Raw genomic sequence first — 22,720 nt, 5'->3', positions numbered from 1 at the left:
GTGTTCATGTGGCTTTGGCTGTATATGCACTGTCGTGGTTAACCTTGTTGGAATTTAATATTCCATATGATGAAAATGTGCTTTACTTTGTTTTTTTTTCGACGATAACAGGATATAATTTTGTAAAGTATTTTGGACTAGCAAAATTTCATCATCGTAGTTTAGCGGGTTGGTTAAAAGCTATTCAGGTTTTTTCGCTACTTTGCTTTCTTGCATTGTGTTATTACGTTTTAAAATTAGAAAAGCAGAGCTTGATATATGTGAGTGTTTTTGGTGCGATGACCTTTCTATATGCCATTCCTTTAATTCCCAAAAAAATCTTTTTAGACAACCAGCAAAATTTAAGGAGTATAAGCGGTTTGAAAATTTATATTATTGCTTTGGTCTGGACAGGAGTTACCGTTTTTTTACCTCTAATCAATAATGGTTATTCTATTTCAGAAGATATCATTTTTACTGGAATCCAACGTTTTTTATTGGTTTTGGTACTAATGCTTCCTTTTGAAATAAGAGATTTACATTATGATAGCTTGAAGTTAGCGACCATACCGCAAAAAATAGGTGTAAAACAAACTAAAATTGTGGGTGTTTTATTGCTCTTTGTATTTTATTTTTTGAATTATTTTAAAGATGATATTGATACTTGTAGACTAATGATCAATGGTGTGATAACTGCAATTACACTATTGTTTTTAGTGTTTGCTAATAAAAATCAAAATGAATATTATAGTTCTTTTTGGGTAGAGAGTATACCCATAGGTTGGTTAGTATTATTACTGTTGTTTTGCTAATTCCTTTTCAAAGGCAGCATTTAATTCTTCTTTAGCAGATCTATCCATAGCATCCACTTTTGGGTTGTTCACCAACTTTGTTAATTTTGTATTTCGGCTTGTATATTTTCGACAAGCGCGACAATAAATTAAGTGTACAGTTAGCTTCACTTTTTCCCAAAAGTTTGCTTCTTTGTACTGATTTTTGTCACAGATATGATTTGCTTCGTGACACTCTAATTTTATTTTAGTCATAATTTTAAAACCAATTTTTTTCCATGCAAGCAGCCATAGCAGTTCTAGCTCTATGGATGATTACCCATAGGTTAGACGCAGTAATATCTAATTCATTACAAATTGCTTCCGTTTCAAAATTTAATAAAGTTTTCATTTTAAAAACTTTGGCTTGCTTTTCTGGTAACTTACCTAGACAATCATGTATAGCCATACCTAATTCGGTGTTTTCTATAGTATCTTCGGCTGTTTTATCAAATGGATCGGCAACTCGTTCTTCAAGCCAATCACCCTCACTTTCGTCACCACTATAACTCATTCTAACTTCGGCCTTTCCTTTGTTAGAATTAATTTTACGATAATAATCGATAATTTTTCGCTTCAAGATTGAAATGAGCCAAGTTCGCTCGCTCGCTTCACCTTTAAAATTCTTCATAGATTTTAATCCAGCAACAAAAGTATCTTGTACTAAATCTTTAGCAACCTCTCTATCATTTACACGAGTAATCGTATAATTAAAAAGATAATCGGAATACAGATTAATCCACTGATTGGGATCTATGACGTGTTTTGGCATTTTTTTTCCTGAAAAATTCACCTCAAAAATAACGTAAAAAAATGATTTTATCTAAAGTTTTACTTATGTATGGTTTTTTTGTTTTTGACATGCACTTTAGAACCTTCTGCCAAGATCGTTGAAGTTGGTGTTGCTTTGTTAAGAAATTTGAAGTTTGAGCCGTAATTGGCTTCGAAATCTACGTTGATTTTAAAATCAGTTACCTCTAGTTGTCGCCATGATGGATGTACTACCTCATATTCGAATGTTGTATTGCCATGTTTAGTATATCCAAAATAATGCTCGGTGATAAATTGGGCCTCAGAACCGTCTGTAATATCTGAAAATTCTTTATTAGTTTTTACAGAAATAGACTGCCAATGGTCTTTAGTTTTCCATTGATATTCGAAACATTTGTTTTTATCGGTTTCGGTCCAAGCATGTGTCATTTTACACGTTTGATAATGTTCGTGATACATTGAGTTGGCAACTAATGTAATAAGTGACTTAGGCACAATCTCTTTGATAAAAACCACGCCTCTTTTACCATTATGTTTCACATAAAACCTCAGGTTGACCTCTTCAAAATTGATATGATTGGGAAATTTTAAACCAAGAACTTTTGTGTCCATAAACATAAAGCCTACAAGACTTACGAAGCAAGTTCCGTTAAAAAGATCTAGTTCGGTTCCTTTTGGAACGAATGGCTTTAATATAGAGGGATCTACCTCATAGTTTATGAGTATAAGGTTTTTCCAATAAGCACTTAAGAAATTCATAGTTAGTTGTTTAAAAGGTCGTCAAGCGCAATTTCTATATCTGAATGTATGAATTTAAATCCGTTTTTTAACAATCGTTCAGGAATTACATTTCTACTTTTTAAAACCAATTCGGGTTCGGTTCCTATTAATAATGCGCCAATTTTAATAAGCCACTTGGGGTGTGAAAATCCAAATGGGACATTCATAACATGTCTAAAATTTTTCATGAGTGTCTTGTTATCTGTTGGTTTTGGGACAGATAAATTGAAGTCACCATAGAGGTGTTCGTTTTCTATTAAAAACGCGATAGCTCTTGCGAAATCAAGTTCATGAATCCAACTTACTTTTTGGTTTCCAGTACCTTGTTTTCCGCCTAGACCAAAGTGTACTAAATGTTTTAATGGTTGTGTAGCTCCGCCTTTTTTACCCATAACTATGGAGGTTCGTAATGCTATTTTTCTAGTTTTAGGTGTTATGATTGAATGAAAAGCCTTTTCCCAAGACTTTGCGATATTCATTGAAAAATCATCTCCGATTTCGCCATGAGATTCTGTCATTTCTTTATCAAGCGAATGTCTATAGATTGTAGCAGTAGAAGAATTTAACCAAATTTTAGGAGGTTGCTCACATAAATTGATGGCTAATCCTAGGACATGAGTAGAATCTATACGCGAATCAAAGATTAGTTTTTTATTGGTCTCATTATATCTACAATCTACCGATTTTCCAGTAAGGTTAATAAGAACATCTGATCCCTCTATAACGGAAGTCCATTTGTCTAAACTTTTGGCATTCCAATAGACATCATTTTCCCGTTTTGGGTGCCTTGTTAAGATATATACTCGGTTTCCGTTTTTCAAAAAATAGTGCTCTAAGACTTGTCCTAAAAAACCACTACCTCCTGCTATTACTATAGTCTTCATAAGTTAAATTAATATGATTAATAAAATGAGGATGCGATATAACACCCAAGTAAATGATAAAAAGTATGGTAGTTTAAGCAGTTTGATTCTTCTATAATGTTCTAAGAACATTAAACTTGCCGTGATACCAAACCATAACAATAAAATATTATCAGAAACATAAGTTATACTCTGTAGTAAGAGTATAGGTAATAGGAGTAGTGAGCCCATTAGGGATACAGTCATTAAATTGCCTATATAATTTAGAACGGTTTTTTTATTTAACTTAACTATAAATAGACCTTGAAAAATAATCTGCCCAATGGTTATAGAGCTCTCCCTAATTATTGAGGATTCTGACAAATATGTTATTGTATTTGAAAACGAGAATAAGACAAACGCTGTCATTAAGATAGCTAATACGATATATGAAAGGCGATAATTAGTATTAAAACTAGGAATACATTGAAGTGTTTTATCACTTTTTTCTTTACTTGGTATAATCACTTTTCTGTTATACGAAATAAATGAGTACAATTGTTTTAGTACAAATTTTATAGGCTTTAAGTTTCCAATTTTTTCTGCAATTGGAAACCTAACGCCAATAACACGTAATAAGCTATCAATACCATAAATTACAGTCTTTTCTTTTTTGTTTACCAAAGCAATTTCATTAGAAGCACGCTTCATATCTATAAAATCAAATTCTTCAGCAAAAAAATCGCTAAACGGAGTACGTCCATTAGTGTCGAGCATTCTGGTTTTTATAAATCCAGATGTGTAAATCTGACATAGAGGACAATCTTGATCATATAGTAATGTATGGTTTTCTAGCGTTTTCATTGTATACTAATTCACTATTATATTAGTGTTTCTGTCCAGCATCAAAAACGGGTGTTTTTGGTACTATTTTATGGCTTTGTCTTGATTTGCGTCGCCCTCTAAAGAAGAAGAATAAATTGATAAATAACATGATGCCTAAGTAGATAGAAAAACCACCAATTTTCTTGCTTAAAATTTCAATCAGAGTTTGAGAACTCATATCTATTGAACTCCTATAACTAATTTTGAGAATTAATAGCGCCCAACCAATATTGATGAGGTAAAAGCCAATTTCAAAAAGTTTGTTGGTAGCCAGTGCAATATCTTCTTTGCCTTTAAAAATATCGAGCATAAAGTACTTGCCATTTTTGAATAGCATTTTTGATACGTAAATAGTGAGTATAATCACAATTGGTAAATAGATGAGGTATCCGATTATAATTTTTGAATTGTCCATGATTTATTGTTTTAAGGTTTTTGATTTTACGAGATAATTAAGCCATAACACATTGTTATAATGTAAAAGTGCTAAGCCCAAAATGATGACGCCAAGATGTTCACTTAATGTGTTAAGCATTTGAGGTATTGACTCAATAGTTTCCCAATACGCCAAAGTAATGATGGCATATCCAAGGTTAACGAGATAATAGCCAATGAGTAATATGTTATTTATTGGTTTTACTATTGTTGTATGCTGTTGAAATAAATGATATAAGAATACCTCACCATGTGTATAAAACATCCAGCCTACTTTAATCATAATTACAGCTATGACAGGCAGATAAATGCAATATGTTAGGATATTATAATTCATGGTTTGTGTTTTAAACTTTCAAAAAATTTTGAAAGTTTCTTTTAAATTTTTTTAGTGTGTACAAGCAAGCTTAAATGAATTAATAGGTAAGGAGGAATGATTAATAACCAATTTAAGGTGGTAATACTTCCGTCCCAAAGTGTAAAGAATACGCCTACCAGAATAAAATAGAGGTAAATCATTTTGTTTTTTGGAAACACAATTAAGAATAAAATAGCTGCAATAACTTGTAAAAAGCCAGTGAATGGTAACCCATATGGCCCTAATACTAACAAACACAGCGCTATAATGTTGATAATCTTTGATGTTTTTAATGTTGTTTTCATAGTTTAAATATGTATTAAACTTTCAGAAAAAATTGAAAGTATGGTTCAAATTTTTTTATTTAATGAGTTTAAGTAAAGACTTGGTGATCCAATTTTGTTTTTGATTAACTAATCTATTAATCATATCATCTGCTGTTTCGGTTAAATCATGCAAGGCTTTAGTTTGTTTTATAAGTTCTTTCGTTTTCGCTGTGCCATCATCTTTAATAGAAGAGACGTCCTTTAGTACTCTAATTACTGGCTGAATCTCTCTACGACTGCGCTCTTTTGCTATGATGCGCGCCAATTCTTGAACATCCTTTTCTGTTGTGAAATATTCCTTGCGCTCACCAGGAATAATCTCCTTCGTTACAATGCCCCAATCCATTAATTGACGCAAATTCATGCTTGTGTTTCCTCGTGAAATTTTAAGATCTTCCATGATGTCTTCCATCGATAATGGCTTGGTTGATACAAACAATAAGGCCTGAATTTGAGCCATAGCTTTGTTGATGCCCCAAAGAGAACCTAAACTTCCCCAGGTACTTACAAACTTCATTTTAGCTTCTTCGTAATTCATTGTTCGAATTGTTTTACATGACAAATATATAAAATATTTTAAACTTTCAATAATTATTGAAAGTTTATTTTTGAATTATTTTTTTTATTACATTTAAGCATACTAAAATCTTTGCTATGACAAAACCATTACTTTTTATACTCTGCTGTTTATTTACCACACTTGGGTTTTCTCAAATAGAGTTGCAACCAAACCCAAGTAATATCAATTCAGGTACATTCACATTTAAGTATGGCGAATTTGGCGATTATTCCATTTTTGACCCTTTTAGTAATCCTAATTTATATCTCTACACGGGTTTACAAACCGATGCTGATCCTGTTACTTGGGACTATAACGATGGCGAATTTACTTTAGCCAATCTTGGACAAATGATTCCTCTAACTTATGATAATACTTTGGGGTATTATGTCGCAACTTTTAACCCAAAAACGAGGCAATATATAGAAGCGGTGTCTCAAAACTTAGTTAGCGTTCCTAACGGAATACAAGTATATGATTGGTACTTTTTAATTACAACAGACGATTTATCGAGACAGTCGGCCGATTTAAAAGGATCGGATTATGGATTTAACGCGGCCACTTTAACTGTAAATGATTTTTTGATAGGTGAGGATGTAATAGTACTTAATGGTAGTTTGAAATTCGTAAAAAGCGGTGCTTATTCTATTAAGGTATATGATATTCTTGGTAAATTAATTCAGAATGATATACTCACAATTACAGGCACTGTGACTTATGATTTAGGCTTAAAAAGAGCTGGGATTTATATTGTAAAACTTACGTTAGGGCAAACAACCAGGACAGTAAAATTACTCAAACATTGACCTATCTTATCTGTAAATGAATATGATCATCATGTCGCACTGCTTGGCAACCATGAAATCTAATCTTATCCATATGGCCTAATCCTAAGGATTGCTTTAAATGTGGTTCGATAAATAATTTTTGGGTACTTGGATATTTTAGCAGCTCTTGGATAAGAAGTTTTGTGTTCTTACTATCAAAATTTAAATCGTTAATGGTACCAAACGTCAAATACTTACTATAATCGTATTGCCAGTAGCCATTTTCAATACATGAGTTGCTCGTGAAATTTTGCTCCGACAAAGCAAATACGCCATAACCAGAAAGCGAAGGCTTTTTGTCTGTAGGTTGATGTTTTGAATTCACATACTGAAATGAGAGGTCTATTTTTTTTCCGTCGCTATGACTTAAATGCGGAAGAAGCGGAAATCCATCCAAAAATGGAAAATTGGCGTCTAAATAAGTAATCCCAATAGATTGATATTTTAAATGCTCTGCAGATTGCTCCAGAAGGGTTTTCATTTCAGGAACAACATAATTTCTAAATAGTAGCGGATATAAATAATGTCTTGGTTTAAGATCTTTATCAAATACTGGTAATTGTTCTCTGCCAAAGTACTTGGCTACTGGCGGAACAAGTAACAGATTAAAAACCAAGTACACAATAGGAAATAGATAGCGTTTTTTTAATTTAAACTTGGATGCTAACAGCAGGACCAGAAGCCAAATTAAACCGCCAACTTGGGTTAAAGCCGTAAGGAATATAATGATAATAAGATGCCCTATGGCTCTCAATAGTTTCATATAAAACCTAACGTAAATTCCAACCTATTATTTTTCAACTAAACCAGCACGTTTTAGTAAAGCATCGGGTTTAGGTGCTTTTCCTCTAAAACGTTTGTATAGTACCATAGGATCTTCAATGCCACCTTGCGAAAGAACATTATCCTTAAATTTTTTAGCTACATCCTTATTAAACACACCTTCTTCTAAGAAATATTCGAAGGCATCTGCATCTAAAACTTCAGCCCATTTATAGCTATAATAGCCAGAACTATATCCACCTTGAAAGATATGAGAAAATGAAGTGCTCATGCAATTTTCAGAAACATCAGGATATAATTTCGTGTTCTCAAAAGCATTAGTTTCATGCTTTTTTACAGAGGTGATTTGCGATGGGTCCTGACCATGCCAAGACATATCTAATAGTCCAAAACTAATTTGTCTCAATGTTTGCATACCTTCATGAAATGTTGCAGAAGCCTTAATCTTTTCGATTAATTCCATAGGAATAACTTCACCTGTTTCATAATGGGTAGCAAACAATTCTAACGCCTCTTTTTCATAGCACCAGTTTTCTAAAACTTGACTAGGTAATTCTACAAAATCCCAATACACGCTTGTACCAGATAAACTTGGATACGTCGTATTTGCCAAAATACCATGTAAGGCATGACCAAACTCATGGAATAAGGTCGTCACTTCATTAAATGTTAGTAACGAAGGCTTGCTTTTAGTAGGTTTGGTAAAATTGCATACAATCGAGATATGCGGTCTGTCATTGGTCTCATTTTTAATATACTGAGGCTTATATACTGTCATCCAAGCACCATTACGTTTTCCTGCCCTCGGGAAAAAATCGGCATAAAAAATAGATACTAAATTTCCTTTTGTATCTGTGACTTTATAGGTTAATACATCTTCATGGTACCTATCAATTGTATCAATTTTCTCAAACTTTAGGTCGTACAGCCGTTCTGCAATAGTAAAAGCACCATCTATAACGTTTTCAAGTTTGAAATAGGGTTTAAGTTGCTCATCATCAAGACTAAAGAGTTTTTGTTTTAGTTTTTCCGAATAATATGAGCCATCCCATTTTTGAAGGGTATCAATGCCATCCATTTCTTTAGCAAATGCCTCTAGGTTATTGAATTCGCGAATTGCAGCTGGTTTTGCTTTACTCAAAAGTTCGTTTAAGAAGGTCTCAACCGTTTCTGGAGTTTTTGCCATACGCTCTTCCAATACGAAATGAGCATGGGTTTCATAACCTAAAAGGTTGGCACGTTCATGACGTAATTTTGCAATTTGAAGAACATTCTCCTGATTGTCTAAGTCGTCACCTTTAAAGGCTTTTGCTCCGGCAGCAATAGCTAGTTTTTGACGCAGCTCTCGGTTATCAGCATAAGTCATAAATGGAATATAGCTAGGATAATCGAGTGTAATTACCCATCCTTTTTTTCCTTTAGATTCTGCCAGTTGTTGTGCCGCTTCTTTTGCGCCTTCGGGCAACCCAGCTACTTGACTTTCATCTGTAAGATGCATTTCAAATGTGTTGGTTTCGGCTAAAACGTTCTCACCAAACTTAAGTTTTAGCTTACTTAACTGTTTGTCAATATCTCGAAGCCTTGTTTTTTTAGCTTCGGAAAGATTAGCACCATTTCTAGAAAAACTTTTATATTTCTTATCGAGCAAGGTTTGTTGTTCTGTATTTAAATCTAATGACCCTTTAGTGTCATAAATGGCTTTAACGCGTTTAAATAAATCTTCATTAAGTGTGATGTCATTACTAAATTCGGATAAGAGAGGAGAAACCTTCTGAGCAATCTTTTGAATATCTTCATTAGTCTCTGCGCTATTTAAATTAAAAAAGATACTCGATAACCTATCTAATTCCTCACCTGAAAAATCTAAGGCTTCAATCGTATTTTCAAACGATGGCGCTTCCAAATTTGACGTTATGGTATGTATTTCTTCACGTGCTTTTTCAATAGCCTTTAAAAATGCAGGATAATAGTCTTCATTCTTTATTTGTGAAAAGGGTGCTGTATGGTATGGTGTGTCGAATTTAGAATTTAGAATACTCATCTTATTTTATTTATATATGTTGTAATCAATTAGCGTACTACCTTGGTCACCTACTAAACTCAAATTTCCATTGTTGAGTATATAGGTCCAACCAAAAGGTTCATCTTCAATCTTGTAATGTTCAGTATTGTCGCTTGTTTTTACAGAAACTAACCTTTGTAAGCGATGTTTTCGTTTTATGTATAGTGTGTTATCCGACATTTTAACAATTTCAAAGAATCCTTTTTCTTCAATGTTTTTCATACGTTCTATATGCCATTTGCCAATGACGTCTTTAACTTCTAATTGAGATAATCGTCGTTGTTCACCTTGAAGTTCAAAAAGCGTAGTACTTACTTTATCATAGGTTTTGTTATTTAGTTTCGCTAATAGTCCATCATAGCGTTCATCTTGTTGGAACAGCGAAAAATCATAAAAAGTCAGACTTAAAGCTTCTAGTGGATATGCAGGAAACTTGCCTCCAAATGATTCGATAACGCCTCCAGTTTTTTTACAGGCCTGAATAATTGGCCAAAAGGCGATATTTGATTTGCCATAATAATTATGGGCAAAGTTCAAAATTGGTACAACGTTGTCTGGTGTGTAAACTTCAGGTCCATGAATTTCAAACATGAGTGCCGTTCTAATCATATTACTTATTGAAATAGAATCACCTTGTAGGTGTCCTTTAGTTTCTTTTAAGTAGGTAATTTGATCAAGATCATGAAGTTTTTGCCAATAAGCCTTAAGGTCTTCCTCTGTTTGTAAGGCAGAAATTTCGCCAGAATAAATATCAGGATTCTCATTGCTACTACAGCTTAGTATGAAAGATAATAGTATAAGTAATGCTGTTTTTTTCATGAAATTGGGTGTCTAATATTTTATTATATCATTAACGATTAGTTAAGAGCGATTTATCAAATTAATTATTACTTTTGCAGTATTATTAAAACTTATTTTTTGTAAGGTTTAGTAAGAATTGATTAATAGCTCTAAAACCTCGTGTAACAGCGAGGTTTTTTTTGTTTTATCCTATAAGTTTTTGGAAGACTCAATAACTTTGGACTTCAAACTTTCTTTATAATCAATTATAGTTTTAAGGACCTTTTCATTTCCAGCTCCAATAATTTGTGCGGCTAAGATACCTGCATTTTTTGCGCCATTTAAGGCAACAGTTGCCACTGGAACACCTCCAGGCATTTGAAGTATAGATAATACAGAATCCCATCCATCGATAGAATTACTGCTTTTTACAGGAACACCAATTACAGGTAAAGGTGATAACGATGCAACCATTCCTGGTAAATGTGCTGCACCACCAGCTCCAGCAATAATAACTTGAATACCTTTAGTATGTGCATGCTTGCTAAAATCAAATAATTTCTCAGGCGTACGATGCGCAGATACGATATCTACTTCAACATCGATATGAAATTCTTTTAAGATGTCTATGGCATCTTGCATAACAGGAAGATCACTTTTACTTCCCATAACTACTGCTACTTTTCCCATAATTATTTACTTATAACTTTAATCGTTTTTTTAACGGTTTCAGCAATACGTCTTGCTTCACCAATATCTTCATTCACAATGGTAACATGTCCCATTTTACGAAAAGGTCTGGTTTGTTTTTTTCCGTAAATATGTGGTGTGACACCATCAAGTTGCATAATATCTGCTATATTTTCATAGATCACAGGTCCTGTATGACCTTCGGCTCCTACCAAATTAACCATAATACCTCCAACTTTACTTTCGGTATTTCCTAATGGAAGATTCAAAATGGCTCGTATGTGTTGCTCAAATTGTGAGGTGTAACTGGCTTCTATTGTTTGATGCCCCGAGTTGTGAGGTCTAGGCGCTACTTCATTTACGAGAATAGCATCAGATTTAGTTTGAAACATTTCAACAGCCAACAATCCAACATGATTAAAGGCTTCCGAAACTTTAAGGGCTATATCCTGAGCTTTTCTTGCAACGGCATCGTCAATTCTAGCCGGACAAATGACATATTCTACCTGATTAGCTTCTGGATGAAATTCCATTTCTACAACAGGATAGGTTTTGATTGCTCCAGAACTATTTCTTGCTACAATCACTGCCAATTCATTTTTAAACGGAATTAAATCTTCTGCAATACATTCGCCTTTTGGTAAACCTTCCAAATCCGATAATTGCTTTACAATTTTAACGCCATTACCATCATATCCAAACTGAGCCGCTTTCCAAACAAATGGAAGTTTTAATCCGCCATTTTCAATAGCGTCCTTAATTTCAGAAAGATAGGCGAACCTTGTAAAATCTGATGTTGGAATATCATGATCTCTGTAAAACAACTTCTGAGTTGCTTTGTTTTGAATGGTTCTTAAGGTTTGAGATGATGGATAAACGAGAACACCTTCTTTTTCTAAGGATTCTAAGGCGTCAACATTAACATTCTCAATTTCAAAAGTTAACACATCTACTTGTTTTCCGAAGTTATAAACAGCATCGTAGTCCATTAAATCACCCAAAGTAAATTGATTGCACGCTAGCTTACAAGGAGCTTCATTGCTAGCATCCATTACATGCGTTGTAATGTCAAAGGTTCTGGTGCTATACAACATCATTTTACCTAATTGCCCTCCACCGAGAATACCGAGTTTGAAATTTGAAGAAAAATAATTCATATGTATTTCCTGTACTAAGAAAATCTAAAAGTTAAACCTATTGCTTTTCTTTCACAAAAATACATTATAAAATAGAAAGGATTAACAAAAATAGAATTCAAAAATCGGTAATCGCCAATCTATTGATTATCTTTGCTTTTTTAAAATCAAAATCCAGTGATTAAACTACACGATTTATACTTTAAACCCTTTATTTCTGAGCAAGAAGTTGATGATATTGTACAACGTATGGTCGACGAAATTGCAATTGATTTACAGGACGAAGTACCAGTATTTGTTGGAATTTTAAATGGCTCGTTTATGTTTGTGAGCGACTTTGTAAAAAAGTACCCTAAACCTTGCGAAGTCACATTTATAAAGCTAGCATCTTATGAAGGTTTAAAATCGACCGAGGATATTCACCGCCTTATTGGTTTAACACAGGATTTGTCTGGAAGAAAAGTAATCATACTAGAAGATATTATCGACTCTGGTAACACCCTCGAAGAAGTACATCGCATTTTTGAAAATGAGGGTGTTGATGAGCTTAAAATAGCAACACTTTTTTATAAACCAGAAGCCTACAAAAAAGATTATAAACTGCATTATATTGGTAAAGAGATTCCAAATAAATTTATTGTCGGTTATGGTTTAGACTATAACGGATTAGGACGAGACTTACCAGAAATATATCAATTAAAAACAACACAACACATGACTAACTTAGTGCTATTTGGACCTCCAGGCGCAGGAAAAGGAACACAAGCTAATTTTTTAAAAGAAACCTATAATCTTGTACATATCTCAACAGGTGATGTGTTTAGATACAATATAAAAAATGAAACAGCTTTAGGCATGTTGGCTAAATCTTATATGGATAAGGGAGAATTGGTTCCAGATCAAGTTACTATTGATATGCTTAGCGCTGAAGTTGAAAAAAATGCAGGTGCTAATGGATTCATATTTGACGGTTTCCCAAGAACAAATGCACAGGCCAAAGCTCTGGATAACCTTATGGAGAATAAGGATTCTCAAATTAATGCAATGATCGCCTTAGAAGTGGATGACGAAGTATTGGTTGAACGTCTTTTAGAACGCGGAAAAACAAGTGGACGAAAAGACGACGCAGATGAGTCTATCATTAGAAACCGCATTACCGAATACTACAATAAAACGGCCATTCTAAAAGAGTATTACGCAACTCAAAATAAATATTATGGTGTTGATGGTGTTGGTAGCATTAGCGACATAACAGAACGTTTAAAAGTCGTTATTAATACGCTTTAATTTTTAATCGGTAAACGATTTTACTTAATACAATACTATGACTGAAGGCAATTTCGTTGACTACGTTAAAATGCATGTTTCTTCTGGAAAAGGCGGACAAGGATCTGCGCATTTACATCGCGAGAAATTTATAGAAAAAGGTGGCCCAGATGGTGGCGATGGTGGTCGTGGTGGTCATGTAATTATTAGAGGAAACTCTAATCTTTGGACCTTATTGCATTTAAAATTTAAACGTCATGCGAGAGCAGGTCATGGAGGACACGGAAGTAAGAGTAGGAGTACAGGTGCCGATGGTGAGGATGTCTACTTAGATGTACCGCTCGGAACCGTTATTAAAGATACCGAGACAGATGAAGTCTTGTTCGAAATTACCGAAGACCATGAAGAACAAATTGTGGTTCAAGGTGGTCGTGGCGGACTAGGAAACTGGCATTTTAAAAATTCTCGAAACCAAACACCGCGTTATGCACAACCTGGTGAAGAGCTTCAAGAACGAGATATTACCATCGAACTAAAAATCTTAGCCGATGTTGGATTAGTAGGTTTTCCTAATGCTGGAAAATCAACCTTGTTGTCAGTGATTACCGCTGCTAAACCTAAAATAGCAGATTATGAATTTACAACCTTAAAACCAAATTTGGGTATTGTAGAATATCGTGACTATCAAACGTTTGTGATGGCCGACATTCCTGGAATAATTGAAGGCGCTGCCGAAGGTAAAGGACTTGGTCATTATTTTTTACGACATATTGAGCGTAATTCGATATTGTTATTCCTTATTCCGGCCGATGCCGACGATATTCGTAAACAATACGATATTTTGCTAGATGAACTTAAGCGTTATAACCCAGAAATGTTAGATAAAGAACGCATGATTGCCATTTCAAAAAGTGACATGTTGGATGACGAACTTAAAGCAGAACTTAAAAGTGAGTTGGATAAAAGCCTTCCCATTGAGTATATGTTTATCTCTTCTGTAGCGCAACAAGGTATTATGCAACTAAAAGATAAACTCTGGAAAATTCTTAACGATTAACTTTTGGGCGTTACCCTTTGTCGTATTTACAACAAAGCGTCAGGCTCTCATCAGTCGCTCTCTAAGAGGAGCTCCAACAATGATTCCATCCTTAACGCATAGGGTTAAGTTAAAGTTGTAATGACATAGTACTTTTTTGATTATCTTTAAAATAAAAAAGCAATGAAAAATATATATATCATCTTCATATTGGCTTTACTTACGTCTTGTGCGCCAATCCGAGTTAATTACGACTACGAGAAAACAACCGACTTTTCCGCTTATAAAACATATAATTATTATACCAACCTTAATACAGGTATGAACGAATTAGACGATAAGCGTCTTATTAATGCTTTAAATCAAGCCTTGCAAAGTAAGGGTTATAGTTTGTCGGAAACACCAGATTTTTTTATCGATATTAAAAGTGCCGAGTTTCAACAACAACGTAATAATAATGTTGGAGTAGGCGTTGGAGGTACTGGCCGCAATGTTGGTGGCGGAATTTCTATTGGGTTGCCAATCGGTCAAAGTCAATTAGGAAGAGAAATTATATTTGATTTTGTAGACGAACGTAAAAATGGACTCTTTTGGCAGGCTGTTTCGGAGTCGAACTATAAACCAAATGCCACGCCAGACAAACGCGAAGCGCTATTTACTGCTCTAGTAGATAAAGTACTTCAAGGATTTCCTCCAGAATCAAAATAACTAGTAAGAGCGTTAAGGAGCTGTTAATGATATCGCTATGAGTTGCGAATTGTTTTATTTTTAATAGAAATTAAAACAATAACCATGAAAACAGTATCACTAGTATTTGCCCTATTCCTTTCTTCTGTCACATTATTTGCGCAACGTTCTGAAATTAAAATCCCTAAAGGATATTCTAATGATGTTGGGCAGATGGTATCTATGTTAGATAACTTAAAAGCCCGTGTCGAAAGAAATGTTCGAGGCTTAGATCAAAAAGGCACCGATTTTCTTTTAGATGATCAAGCTAATAGTCCAGGAGCCATTATTTATCATTTAGCAGCCACCGAAGCCTATTATCAGGTGTATACTTTTGAAGGACGAGGATTTAATGCTGAGGAACGCAAACAATGGAATACAGCTTTAAATCTAGGTGATACAGCTAGACAGGAATTTAAAGGAAAGCCAATATCCTACTATTTAGAAATCTATGATAAAGTAAGAGCCAAAACCAAAGCATTACTAAAAACAAAAGACGATAAGTGGTTTAAGAAAAAAAATGGGACTATGACCAATCATTGGGCTTGGTTTCATGTTATGGAACATCAGGCCAATCATATGGGGCAACTAGCACTTATTGTAAAACGCATCTAAAAAAAGAGAGGCTTTTTAAAGCCTCTCTTTTTTTTACTTAATTTAATAATGCTTTGTATTTATCTTTATAGCCTATAAGCACAGCAATGTTTAGTACCAACAACGCAATAGCGCCAGCGCTGTTTGCAGGATCTAGCGTTGCATGAAACAACACTGCGTTTACCGATACACTCATTAAAATGATGGCGAGTAAAGCTCCAAACTTATTAGTAATTAATGCTAATCCAGCTACAATTTCTACAATCGCAACTAACGTCATTGTTTTAGAGTTGGTTAATGCACCAAAATAAGCTAATGCATCACCTTCTAGTGGGAAGTCTGGAATAAACCCAATAAACTTGTTTAGTCCAAAAACTAAAACGAACAGTCCGAGTAAAATTCTCAAGACCAAAAACACCTTTGAATTCATAATATTTAATATTAGTTAGTATATCAATATAGTGAATTTGTCGAAAATGACCTTATTTACTAACAGTTAATCATTTTCTACAGAGATTCTTAGGCCTTCACTATGACTACTAAATTCTGGCGCATACATACTTTGAATCGTGGTAATGCCATTACTCATATGACCAGCATTGTTGACTCTTAGATCGTATTCAAAAACATAAACGCCTTTTGGTAAATAATCAAAAAAGAAGTTGGTAGCAGCATCTTTTGTGCTTTCATAGTAGCCCAATCCATCTTGATATTTATAATGTGACAACACATTTATAGGCTCTAATCCAGCCGCACGCATATCTTTCATATGAACAAATTCCATCGCACGATCACTACGTAGTTCTATACGAACTCTTACCAAATCACCAACCTTTAACTCGGTCTCCTTTGTAATTTCAGTAATTTCTTCGCCTGTGTCTGTATTCACTTTTTTGAAAAGTTTTTTCTTCAATTTTAAAGGTGTTTCGGCAGATGTGATTTTATCCAAATCTTCAAAATATTGCCAATACAAACCTCCCCAGGCAATACCATCTCCTTTTTTGGTAAGTTTAACAGTGGCCATTTCTGGTGTAATTTCATTAGCAGACCATGAGGTTTTAAAATATCCAGTTCCAGCTTCTACTTTGACGTCCTCCAATTTTGAAGGCTCTATGGCTTGTCCGCCTAAAACAATATCAACCATATCTGTAACACTCAACCAATCACTGCCTTGCAATAATAAAGCATAAATAGCATCTGTTGTAGCCTTTGTAGTTTGCCAACGATTCGTTTGTTTATTTTTTAATAACCATATTTTTAAATTATCGATTGTGGCGGTATCATTTTCAATATCAGAAAAAGCTTCAATAAGTAAGGCTTGCGTTTCAATAGGTGCTTGATACCAATACCAAGAACTTGTATTCGCTTTCCAGTACATGCCCAATTCTTCAGACGTGATACTCGTTTCACGAAGTGATTTTAAGATGCTTTCGGCTGTGCTTTTGTCATCCATTCGATGTGTTACAAGTGCCATTAGGCCTTTGGCATAGAGCGAACGACTTAACCAATACTTTTGTATTTGCGTTTGGTAGTAGTCTATTATAGTCTGTACTTCTTTTGTGACGTCAATCTCAGGATAAAAACTACGCATATATAAATAATGTAGCTGTGTATAGCTGAGATGGTCTTTAGACAAATCGACATCAGGATTATACTTTTTAAGATCCTTGTATTCTTGAACAAATTCGGCGTCTAAGTAATTAAGAGCCTTAGTTATCATTGATGATTCTTCGCTAGTGGTCACTCCTAATTTGTTGAGATGTCCAAACCCTGTTATAATATGTTGTGTAATGTAACGACTTGGACGTCCTCCGTTAAACCAAGGCCAAGCTCCATTTGCCATTTGACCATTTTTTAATTTATTCTTAGCCATAGCCAGCTCGTTGTTCATTTTGTTCAAATCAAACAAAAGGGCAATGCGTTTTTTCTGTTCGGTTTCGCTTTGCGCATCACGTAACCAAGGCGTTTCCTGAATTAAAATAGATTTTAACTCCTGATTTTTTTCAAGATTACTTAATAAAGCATCCGTATTTCGCCATTGATTGAATACCTCTTGAATTCTTGGATTACTATGAGCAATATGACTTGCTAAAGCATTAGCATAGTATCGACTAAAGGTTTGCTCATTACATTCATAAGGATACTCCATAAGGTATGGCAAGGCTTGTACAGCATACCAAGCAGGATTCGAAGTCATTTCGAAAGTTAACTTTTGATGTCTAAGCGTAGACGACGATACATTTTTAAGTTTATCAAGAGTGAAGGTTCTTGTTTCGTTACTTTTAATCCACATTGGTAAGGTTTCTGTAACAAGCATACGATTACTTAATACAGGCAATGCATTTTGTTCGCCATCACTAAAATCGCCTGCTTTTGCAATAATTTTGTATTGTACTGCATCAATATCAAAAGGAATATCAAGATTCCATGATACACTAGTGTTTCCTTCCGCTGAAACCGTAAAACTTAATTCATTATAGGCATTAGATAATTCACTGTCAACAGATTTTCCTGTTAGTGCGTCAAATAACTGCAATACAGCAACACCTTTTAATTCTTTATCTGTAAGATTTGCAATTTTGGTACTCACTGTAATTTGATCTCCTTCACGTAAAAAACGCGGTATATTGGGTAACACCATGAGTTCTTTTTGTGTCACTGTTTCTAGAGACATAGTGCCATGGTCTAATGTTTTAGTATGCGCTAATAATTGCAATTTCCATTTGGTCAAAGACTCAGGTGTCGTAAAACTAAAACTAACATTGCCATCTTTATCGGTTTGCAATTGTGGAAAGAAAAAAGCCGTTTCTTGAAGGTTCTTTCTAATTTTAACATCGTCAAAATTTTGTTCATCCTTCTTTTCTTGTTCTTTTTTATAGGCTTCTGTAGATCGTGAATCACCATCTCTAAAGTTTTTGTTTCCAGAATTTTTAAACTTTCCATTAGTCTCAAATCCGAAACTATCCTTGTCGGCCTCATCATCCATACTAATAAGGTTTAGTATTCCTGATTCTGCTCTAGGTTGAGAAACTTGTTCGGCAACAACTACAACTTCATCTAATAGGTCTCCGTCTTCATAAAGTGTAATGGTGAAGTAATTGTCTTCTGAAATTTTTATGTTTAACGATTTATAACCTATGTATGTAATAACTAATACATCACCTTTTTTAGCTTTAAGCGAGAAGTTACCGTCGAAATCTGTAGTAGTTCCTGTTGAGGTACCTTTTATCAAAATATTTGCTGCAAGTAAAGGAACCCCGTCATTATCATATACGATACCTTTGATGATTCCTTTTTTCTGACTCTTAATTGTTTTGCTCGTATAAGTCGACGGAATTGAATGTTTAAGGCGTTTTAGGTATTGTTGTCTGCCATAGTAGTAATGACTAAAATAGAGTCCGAAAAAATTCAATCTATCATAATTTTGAACGTGATAACTACCAATGTCTCTTTTTAGGTTTTCAACTCTAAACTGCTGAACGCTAAAACTTCGGCCATAATTTGGTCTAAATGAAGAATAATAAGTCCTATTACTTATTGGATTAAAATGCCATTGATGTGCTTTAAACTGATCTAAAGACATATCATACATGCTAGCTAATAACTCTGCCGCGACTTTATCTCCCTTCGGTCCTTTAATTTTAAAACGCCATGTTTCATCAACTCCTGGTTGTAGTTTATCTCTAAATGTTAACGTTTCGATATCTAGATCTGTTTTTGGGTAAGGCACAGAAATAGTTAAGGTACTTTGAGCATGCGTATTTTGAAACGCATAGGTATAATGAATAGCAAAACCTCCTAAGTCATTACGAGTTACAGGAATGTTTATGGTTTTCTTATCATTATTTAAATGAATGATTTGTGTATCAATAATTTCATGATCTTTTTCAATATCAACAGTAACATAAATATTGGCAGAAGACCCTAAAGTAAGCTCGACAGTGTCATTGATTTTATACGAACTTTTATTAGTACTTACACTAAAAAGTTGATGGTCGGCAAGATGTTTATCATTATCACTATACAGTGAAAATCGGGCTTCATCTTTTATGTTTTGCCCAAAACGATCTTTACTTTCTAGAATGACAAGGTATTTGCCAGATTTCCAGCGTTTAATGCGGCCTAATTCTAAGGCTTTCGATTTTTCCGTGTCAAACGCTTTAGAGTAAACCATTTCACCCTTTTCCCAAAACAAAACATTATGCTCGTTAGAAAAGGCTTCATTAGGAAATAAGGTTTTAAATTCTTCTTTTGTAAACTGAACATAATCTGGCGCAGGCCATGGTCGTGTTCTTAAAACAGAATTTGGAGCTTTAAGTTTATATATCTTAACAGACCCTGTGGCAGGTGCAAATTCACCATTTAAATTTCTAGTATCGATATTTATTTGGTTCTTTTTATCGTTTTTATCCAAACGATCCGTTACAGTAACGGAAGCCACAAGCCCATGATAACCTACCTTTACAGTAGTTGTAGTGCTTCTTGTTTCACCATTAATATCTGTGATGTCGGCAATGACTTCATAATTAAAAATAGGCTGTGATGCCTTATCTACACTTTCATCTGGAATGGCTTTAAATTTAATCTCAAAGTTTCCAGAAGCATCTGTCGTGGTTTCTCCGTGAGTGATTTCTTGAGGTTCACTATTAAAATAAGGCCTGTACCAATAGTACCAGTTTGGATAACGTACCTTTCGATGAACACGATATACTACTTTAGCATCGGTTATATTACTTCCTGCGTAGGCAAGTGCGTTTCCGTTAACGCTAATGGTATCATTTATTTTGTAAGTTTTAGAAACAGGTTTGAAAGTCGCTTCAAATTTTGGACGCTTATATTCTTCAACAGAAAAAGAATGATAAACGTTTAAGTTATTTCCGCCTGTAAGGCGCAACGAAAAATGACCTGTTAGTCCTGTGTTGGGAAGAATAAATTCTCCTGATACCGAACCAAAATCATTTGTTGTTAGTTCTAGTTTTTTGACTTCCTCTCCATTAGTGTTGTATAAGGTTACGTTAACAGCTTGATCCTTGGTAACCATAGATTTGTTATCTCTAGTTACCATGGTTATGCCTTTAAAATAGAGGGTTTGACCTGGCCTATAGATACTTCGATCAGTAAATAGAAACCCCTTATAGGCTTGATTTTTAGATGGCCTATTATTGTAATAGCGATTTACATACAGGTTTTCAAAGTATGCTATATCATCCTGAGATTCAATTTTGAGTTTAATACTATTTCTCCTGTAAACTTTTCTTTTGATATGAAATTCTCCTTTAGCGTCGGTCGTATACGTATTGGTTTTATGATCACCTTGATAATCCTTAATATAGGAGTAAGTGATTTTGGCATTAGCTATAGGGTTTCCATTTGCTCTATTAATGACCTGATAGGTAGTAACTTCTTTTTGCTCTTTTTGGATATAAGCTATGTTAGTCGCCTGTATTTCTTTAAAAGCATATGTATTGTTACTATTTTGGACTTTACCAAAAATAAAATAACGACCGTTTTTAAGTTTTGGTACAGCTATTTCTGTACTATGTGTTTGGTAATCATTTTCGTCTTTGAGTTTTGCCGTCCAACTATGGATTGCGTGCATTCTATTAAGAATATCAAACTGCATGTCTTTACGATGACTATAAATAATCTTTATATCTTCAGGATCACTAATAACTCCAATCTTGAAATCGATATCGGCTATGTTTTTATAACGAATTAAGGCCAATGAGTGGGTCTCAATAGGTACAAAGTTTTCAGTTGTTATTTGCAAAGACTGCGCTAAAATTTGGTTTTTAAGCACTTCACATTTTTGAGCTCCTTTACTGCCTGGGAAACCTTTAATAGCAGATTCACACAATTCTAATGCTTGTTTAAATTTCCAACGAAAATTGTTATCCTCTTTTTTTGGATCATACTGATGACCTTGTTCAACATAAATTTTAGCAATTTCAAAATCATATAATGCGGCTACATCGGATTTAACCTTATGCCAATGCGCACTCTCGTCTTTTAAAACCTTTAATAGTATGTCTTGTTTATCATCGAAAGTGGCATTTTGATACGTAAAAAACAAACGTTCTACATCAACATCAACCAAAGCCTTTGGGGAGGCATCAGACCTATGGAATTTCAATAAATCTTGATAAATTTTTAGTGCGTTTAACTGGAGAGATGTCGAATCCTTAGCATCTAATTTTAAGGTAATAAATGATTTATAAGGACTTAGTAACTCTGGGTTGTCAATTTCAAATTTATATGCAGGTTTTGCAATATTGGTTTCGTCTGTTTTATAAAATGCAAGGGCGTTATGAGCTAAAAGATCAAAAAGTGTAGGTCTATATAATTTAGAATCTGGTTCACTCACCAAAATAGCTTCGTAATCTTTTAAAGGCGTTTGTTGAAGTATCAATCCGTTTTGTAAAGACTGCTGATAATTAGAATGGATATCATCAAATAGGGTTTGAAGGTCCCAAGTTCTAAAGTCGGTTTCATCAACTTTCTCGCTTGTTTTTGTTCGATTATAAAATTTCCACCTATTTTGATTAAAATATTGCCAGTACAGTGTAGCCAGCATATTTTGTAGCACATTTTTAGTTGGAGCTTCACTTTTTGAAATAACAGTTTTAAACTCGTTGATAATATTAAATTGCGCGTCTTCTTCAAGAATTAGTGCATATTTACTTCTGAAAAGTAAAGTCTTAATTTCTTGAGGTGTATTATGACTTGCTTTTGCTTTCTTTTCGATTGATTCGACAACTTTTAGAGCTGATTTTGGTAACCCCTTTCTTTCGAAATCGCTAACTTCTTTCCAGAGCTTATTATAGTCTTCAGGAGATTGAGCATTTGAGAAATTGGCAAAAAGGAGTATCATTAATAGGCTTATAAATGGTTTCATTTGTTTCAATTGTTTCTGTGCAAACTAAAGTTTAAAAACTTACTGTAAAACAACAAATTAGGTATTACCTCGTTTGGTTGAGTGAAGTTATGAATTTTAGCCGTAAACGCATTATATTTACAACTTGAAAATCAAAAACAATACCATTTCTAAAATTATA

General features: G+C 34.1%; 22 protein-coding genes. 6 read left to right on the top strand and 16 right to left on the bottom strand.

Annotated features, from left to right (window positions below; genetic code table 11):
* The first annotated feature begins 47 nt into the window (after positions 1 to 47).
* Complete coding sequence (locus tag Q0787_RS15175; protein ID WP_366915896.1) at positions 48 to 791, top strand: hypothetical protein; 744 nt, start codon at positions 48 to 50, stop codon at positions 789 to 791.
* Here the strand turns inward: Q0787_RS15175 and Q0787_RS15170 are convergent.
* The 9 genes from Q0787_RS15170 to Q0787_RS15130 are packed head-to-tail and all read right to left on the bottom strand — an operon-like array spanning position 774 to position 5,744.
* On the bottom strand, positions 774 to 1,025 hold the full coding sequence (locus Q0787_RS15170) for a hypothetical protein (protein WP_298903680.1): 252 nt from the start codon (positions 1,023 to 1,025) through the stop codon (positions 774 to 776). The genes Q0787_RS15175 and Q0787_RS15170 overlap by 18 nt on opposite strands.
* Before the next feature lie 4 nt (positions 1,026 to 1,029).
* Positions 1,030 to 1,581, bottom strand: a complete 552-nt coding sequence (locus Q0787_RS15165; protein ID WP_298903679.1) for a sigma-70 family RNA polymerase sigma factor — start codon at positions 1,579 to 1,581, stop codon at positions 1,030 to 1,032.
* Positions 1,582 to 1,640: 59 nt separating this feature from the next.
* A complete protein-coding gene (locus Q0787_RS15160) occupies positions 1,641 to 2,339 on the bottom strand; it encodes a DUF2071 domain-containing protein (RefSeq protein WP_298903678.1) in 699 nt (232 codons plus the stop codon).
* Between the two features lie 2 nt (positions 2,340 to 2,341).
* A complete protein-coding gene (locus tag Q0787_RS15155; protein WP_298903677.1) occupies positions 2,342 to 3,244 on the bottom strand; it encodes a TIGR01777 family oxidoreductase in 903 nt (300 codons plus the stop codon).
* 3 nt (positions 3,245 to 3,247) lie between these two features.
* Entirely contained in the window at positions 3,248 to 4,066 is an 819-nt protein-coding gene (locus tag Q0787_RS15150) for a hypothetical protein (protein ID WP_298903676.1), read from the bottom strand.
* 22 nt (positions 4,067 to 4,088) lie between these two features.
* The gene (locus Q0787_RS15145; protein ID WP_298903675.1) at positions 4,089 to 4,502 is read right to left on the bottom strand and encodes a hypothetical protein; all 414 of its coding nucleotides are present in this window, start codon (positions 4,500 to 4,502) and stop codon (positions 4,089 to 4,091) included.
* 3 nt (positions 4,503 to 4,505) lie between these two features.
* Complete coding sequence (locus Q0787_RS15140; RefSeq protein WP_298903674.1) at positions 4,506 to 4,859, bottom strand: hypothetical protein; 354 nt, start codon at positions 4,857 to 4,859, stop codon at positions 4,506 to 4,508.
* A 41-nt stretch (positions 4,860 to 4,900) separates the two neighbouring features.
* Positions 4,901 to 5,185: a hypothetical protein gene (locus Q0787_RS15135; protein WP_298903673.1), complete on the bottom strand. Its 285-nt coding sequence runs from the start codon at positions 5,183 to 5,185 to the stop codon at positions 4,901 to 4,903.
* A gap of 55 nt (positions 5,186 to 5,240) precedes the next feature.
* Positions 5,241 to 5,744: an ArsR family transcriptional regulator gene (locus tag Q0787_RS15130; protein WP_298903672.1), complete on the bottom strand. Its 504-nt coding sequence runs from the start codon at positions 5,742 to 5,744 to the stop codon at positions 5,241 to 5,243.
* Between the two features lie 116 nt (positions 5,745 to 5,860).
* Here Q0787_RS15130 and Q0787_RS15125 point away from each other — a divergent pair, with 116 nt between their 5' ends.
* A complete protein-coding gene (locus Q0787_RS15125) occupies positions 5,861 to 6,571 on the top strand; it encodes a T9SS type A sorting domain-containing protein (RefSeq protein WP_298903671.1) in 711 nt (236 codons plus the stop codon).
* Between the two features lies 1 nt (position 6,572).
* Here the strand turns inward: Q0787_RS15125 and Q0787_RS15120 are convergent, their stop codons facing one another.
* The 5 genes from Q0787_RS15120 to Q0787_RS15100 form a co-directional block, all read right to left on the bottom strand.
* Positions 6,573 to 7,355: a hypothetical protein gene (locus tag Q0787_RS15120; protein WP_298903670.1), complete on the bottom strand. Its 783-nt coding sequence runs from the start codon at positions 7,353 to 7,355 to the stop codon at positions 6,573 to 6,575.
* A gap of 27 nt (positions 7,356 to 7,382) precedes the next feature.
* A complete protein-coding gene (locus Q0787_RS15115; RefSeq protein ID WP_298903669.1) occupies positions 7,383 to 9,416 on the bottom strand; it encodes a M3 family metallopeptidase in 2,034 nt (677 codons plus the stop codon).
* A gap of 6 nt (positions 9,417 to 9,422) precedes the next feature.
* Entirely contained in the window at positions 9,423 to 10,256 is an 834-nt protein-coding gene (locus tag Q0787_RS15110) for a hypothetical protein (protein WP_298903668.1), read from the bottom strand.
* Between the two features lie 171 nt (positions 10,257 to 10,427).
* Entirely contained in the window at positions 10,428 to 10,907 is a 480-nt protein-coding gene (gene purE, locus Q0787_RS15105; protein WP_298903667.1) for a 5-(carboxyamino)imidazole ribonucleotide mutase, read from the bottom strand.
* Between the two features lie 2 nt (positions 10,908 to 10,909).
* The gene (locus Q0787_RS15100; protein WP_298903666.1) at positions 10,910 to 12,064 is read right to left on the bottom strand and encodes a 5-(carboxyamino)imidazole ribonucleotide synthase; all 1,155 of its coding nucleotides are present in this window, start codon (positions 12,062 to 12,064) and stop codon (positions 10,910 to 10,912) included.
* A 156-nt stretch (positions 12,065 to 12,220) separates the two neighbouring features.
* Here Q0787_RS15100 and Q0787_RS15095 point away from each other — a divergent pair, with 156 nt between their 5' ends.
* The 4 genes from Q0787_RS15095 (at position 12,221) to Q0787_RS15080 (ending at position 15,686) form a co-directional block, all read left to right on the top strand.
* A complete protein-coding gene (locus Q0787_RS15095; RefSeq protein ID WP_298903665.1) occupies positions 12,221 to 13,330 on the top strand; it encodes an adenylate kinase in 1,110 nt (369 codons plus the stop codon).
* A 37-nt stretch (positions 13,331 to 13,367) separates the two neighbouring features.
* A complete protein-coding gene (obgE, locus tag Q0787_RS15090) occupies positions 13,368 to 14,366 on the top strand; it encodes a GTPase ObgE (protein WP_298903664.1) in 999 nt (332 codons plus the stop codon).
* Positions 14,367 to 14,528: 162 nt separating this feature from the next.
* Entirely contained in the window at positions 14,529 to 15,053 is a 525-nt protein-coding gene (locus Q0787_RS15085; RefSeq protein WP_298903663.1) for a DUF4136 domain-containing protein, read from the top strand.
* An 84-nt stretch (positions 15,054 to 15,137) separates the two neighbouring features.
* Complete coding sequence (locus Q0787_RS15080; RefSeq protein WP_298903662.1) at positions 15,138 to 15,686, top strand: DUF664 domain-containing protein; 549 nt, start codon at positions 15,138 to 15,140, stop codon at positions 15,684 to 15,686.
* Between the two features lie 37 nt (positions 15,687 to 15,723).
* Here the strand turns inward: Q0787_RS15080 and Q0787_RS15075 are convergent, their stop codons facing one another.
* Both Q0787_RS15075 and Q0787_RS15070 read right to left on the bottom strand, forming a co-directional pair.
* Entirely contained in the window at positions 15,724 to 16,095 is a 372-nt protein-coding gene (locus tag Q0787_RS15075) for a DoxX family membrane protein (RefSeq protein WP_298903661.1), read from the bottom strand.
* A gap of 66 nt (positions 16,096 to 16,161) precedes the next feature.
* Entirely contained in the window at positions 16,162 to 22,560 is a 6,399-nt protein-coding gene (locus Q0787_RS15070) for a carboxypeptidase-like regulatory domain-containing protein (protein WP_298903660.1), read from the bottom strand.
* Positions 22,561 to 22,720 lie beyond the last annotated feature (160 nt).

The sequence above is a fragment of the uncultured Psychroserpens sp. genome, assembly GCF_947492715.1.
GTDB lineage: Bacteria > Bacteroidota > Bacteroidia > Flavobacteriales > Flavobacteriaceae > Psychroserpens.
This window is presented reverse-complemented; position numbering and strand designations above follow the sequence as displayed.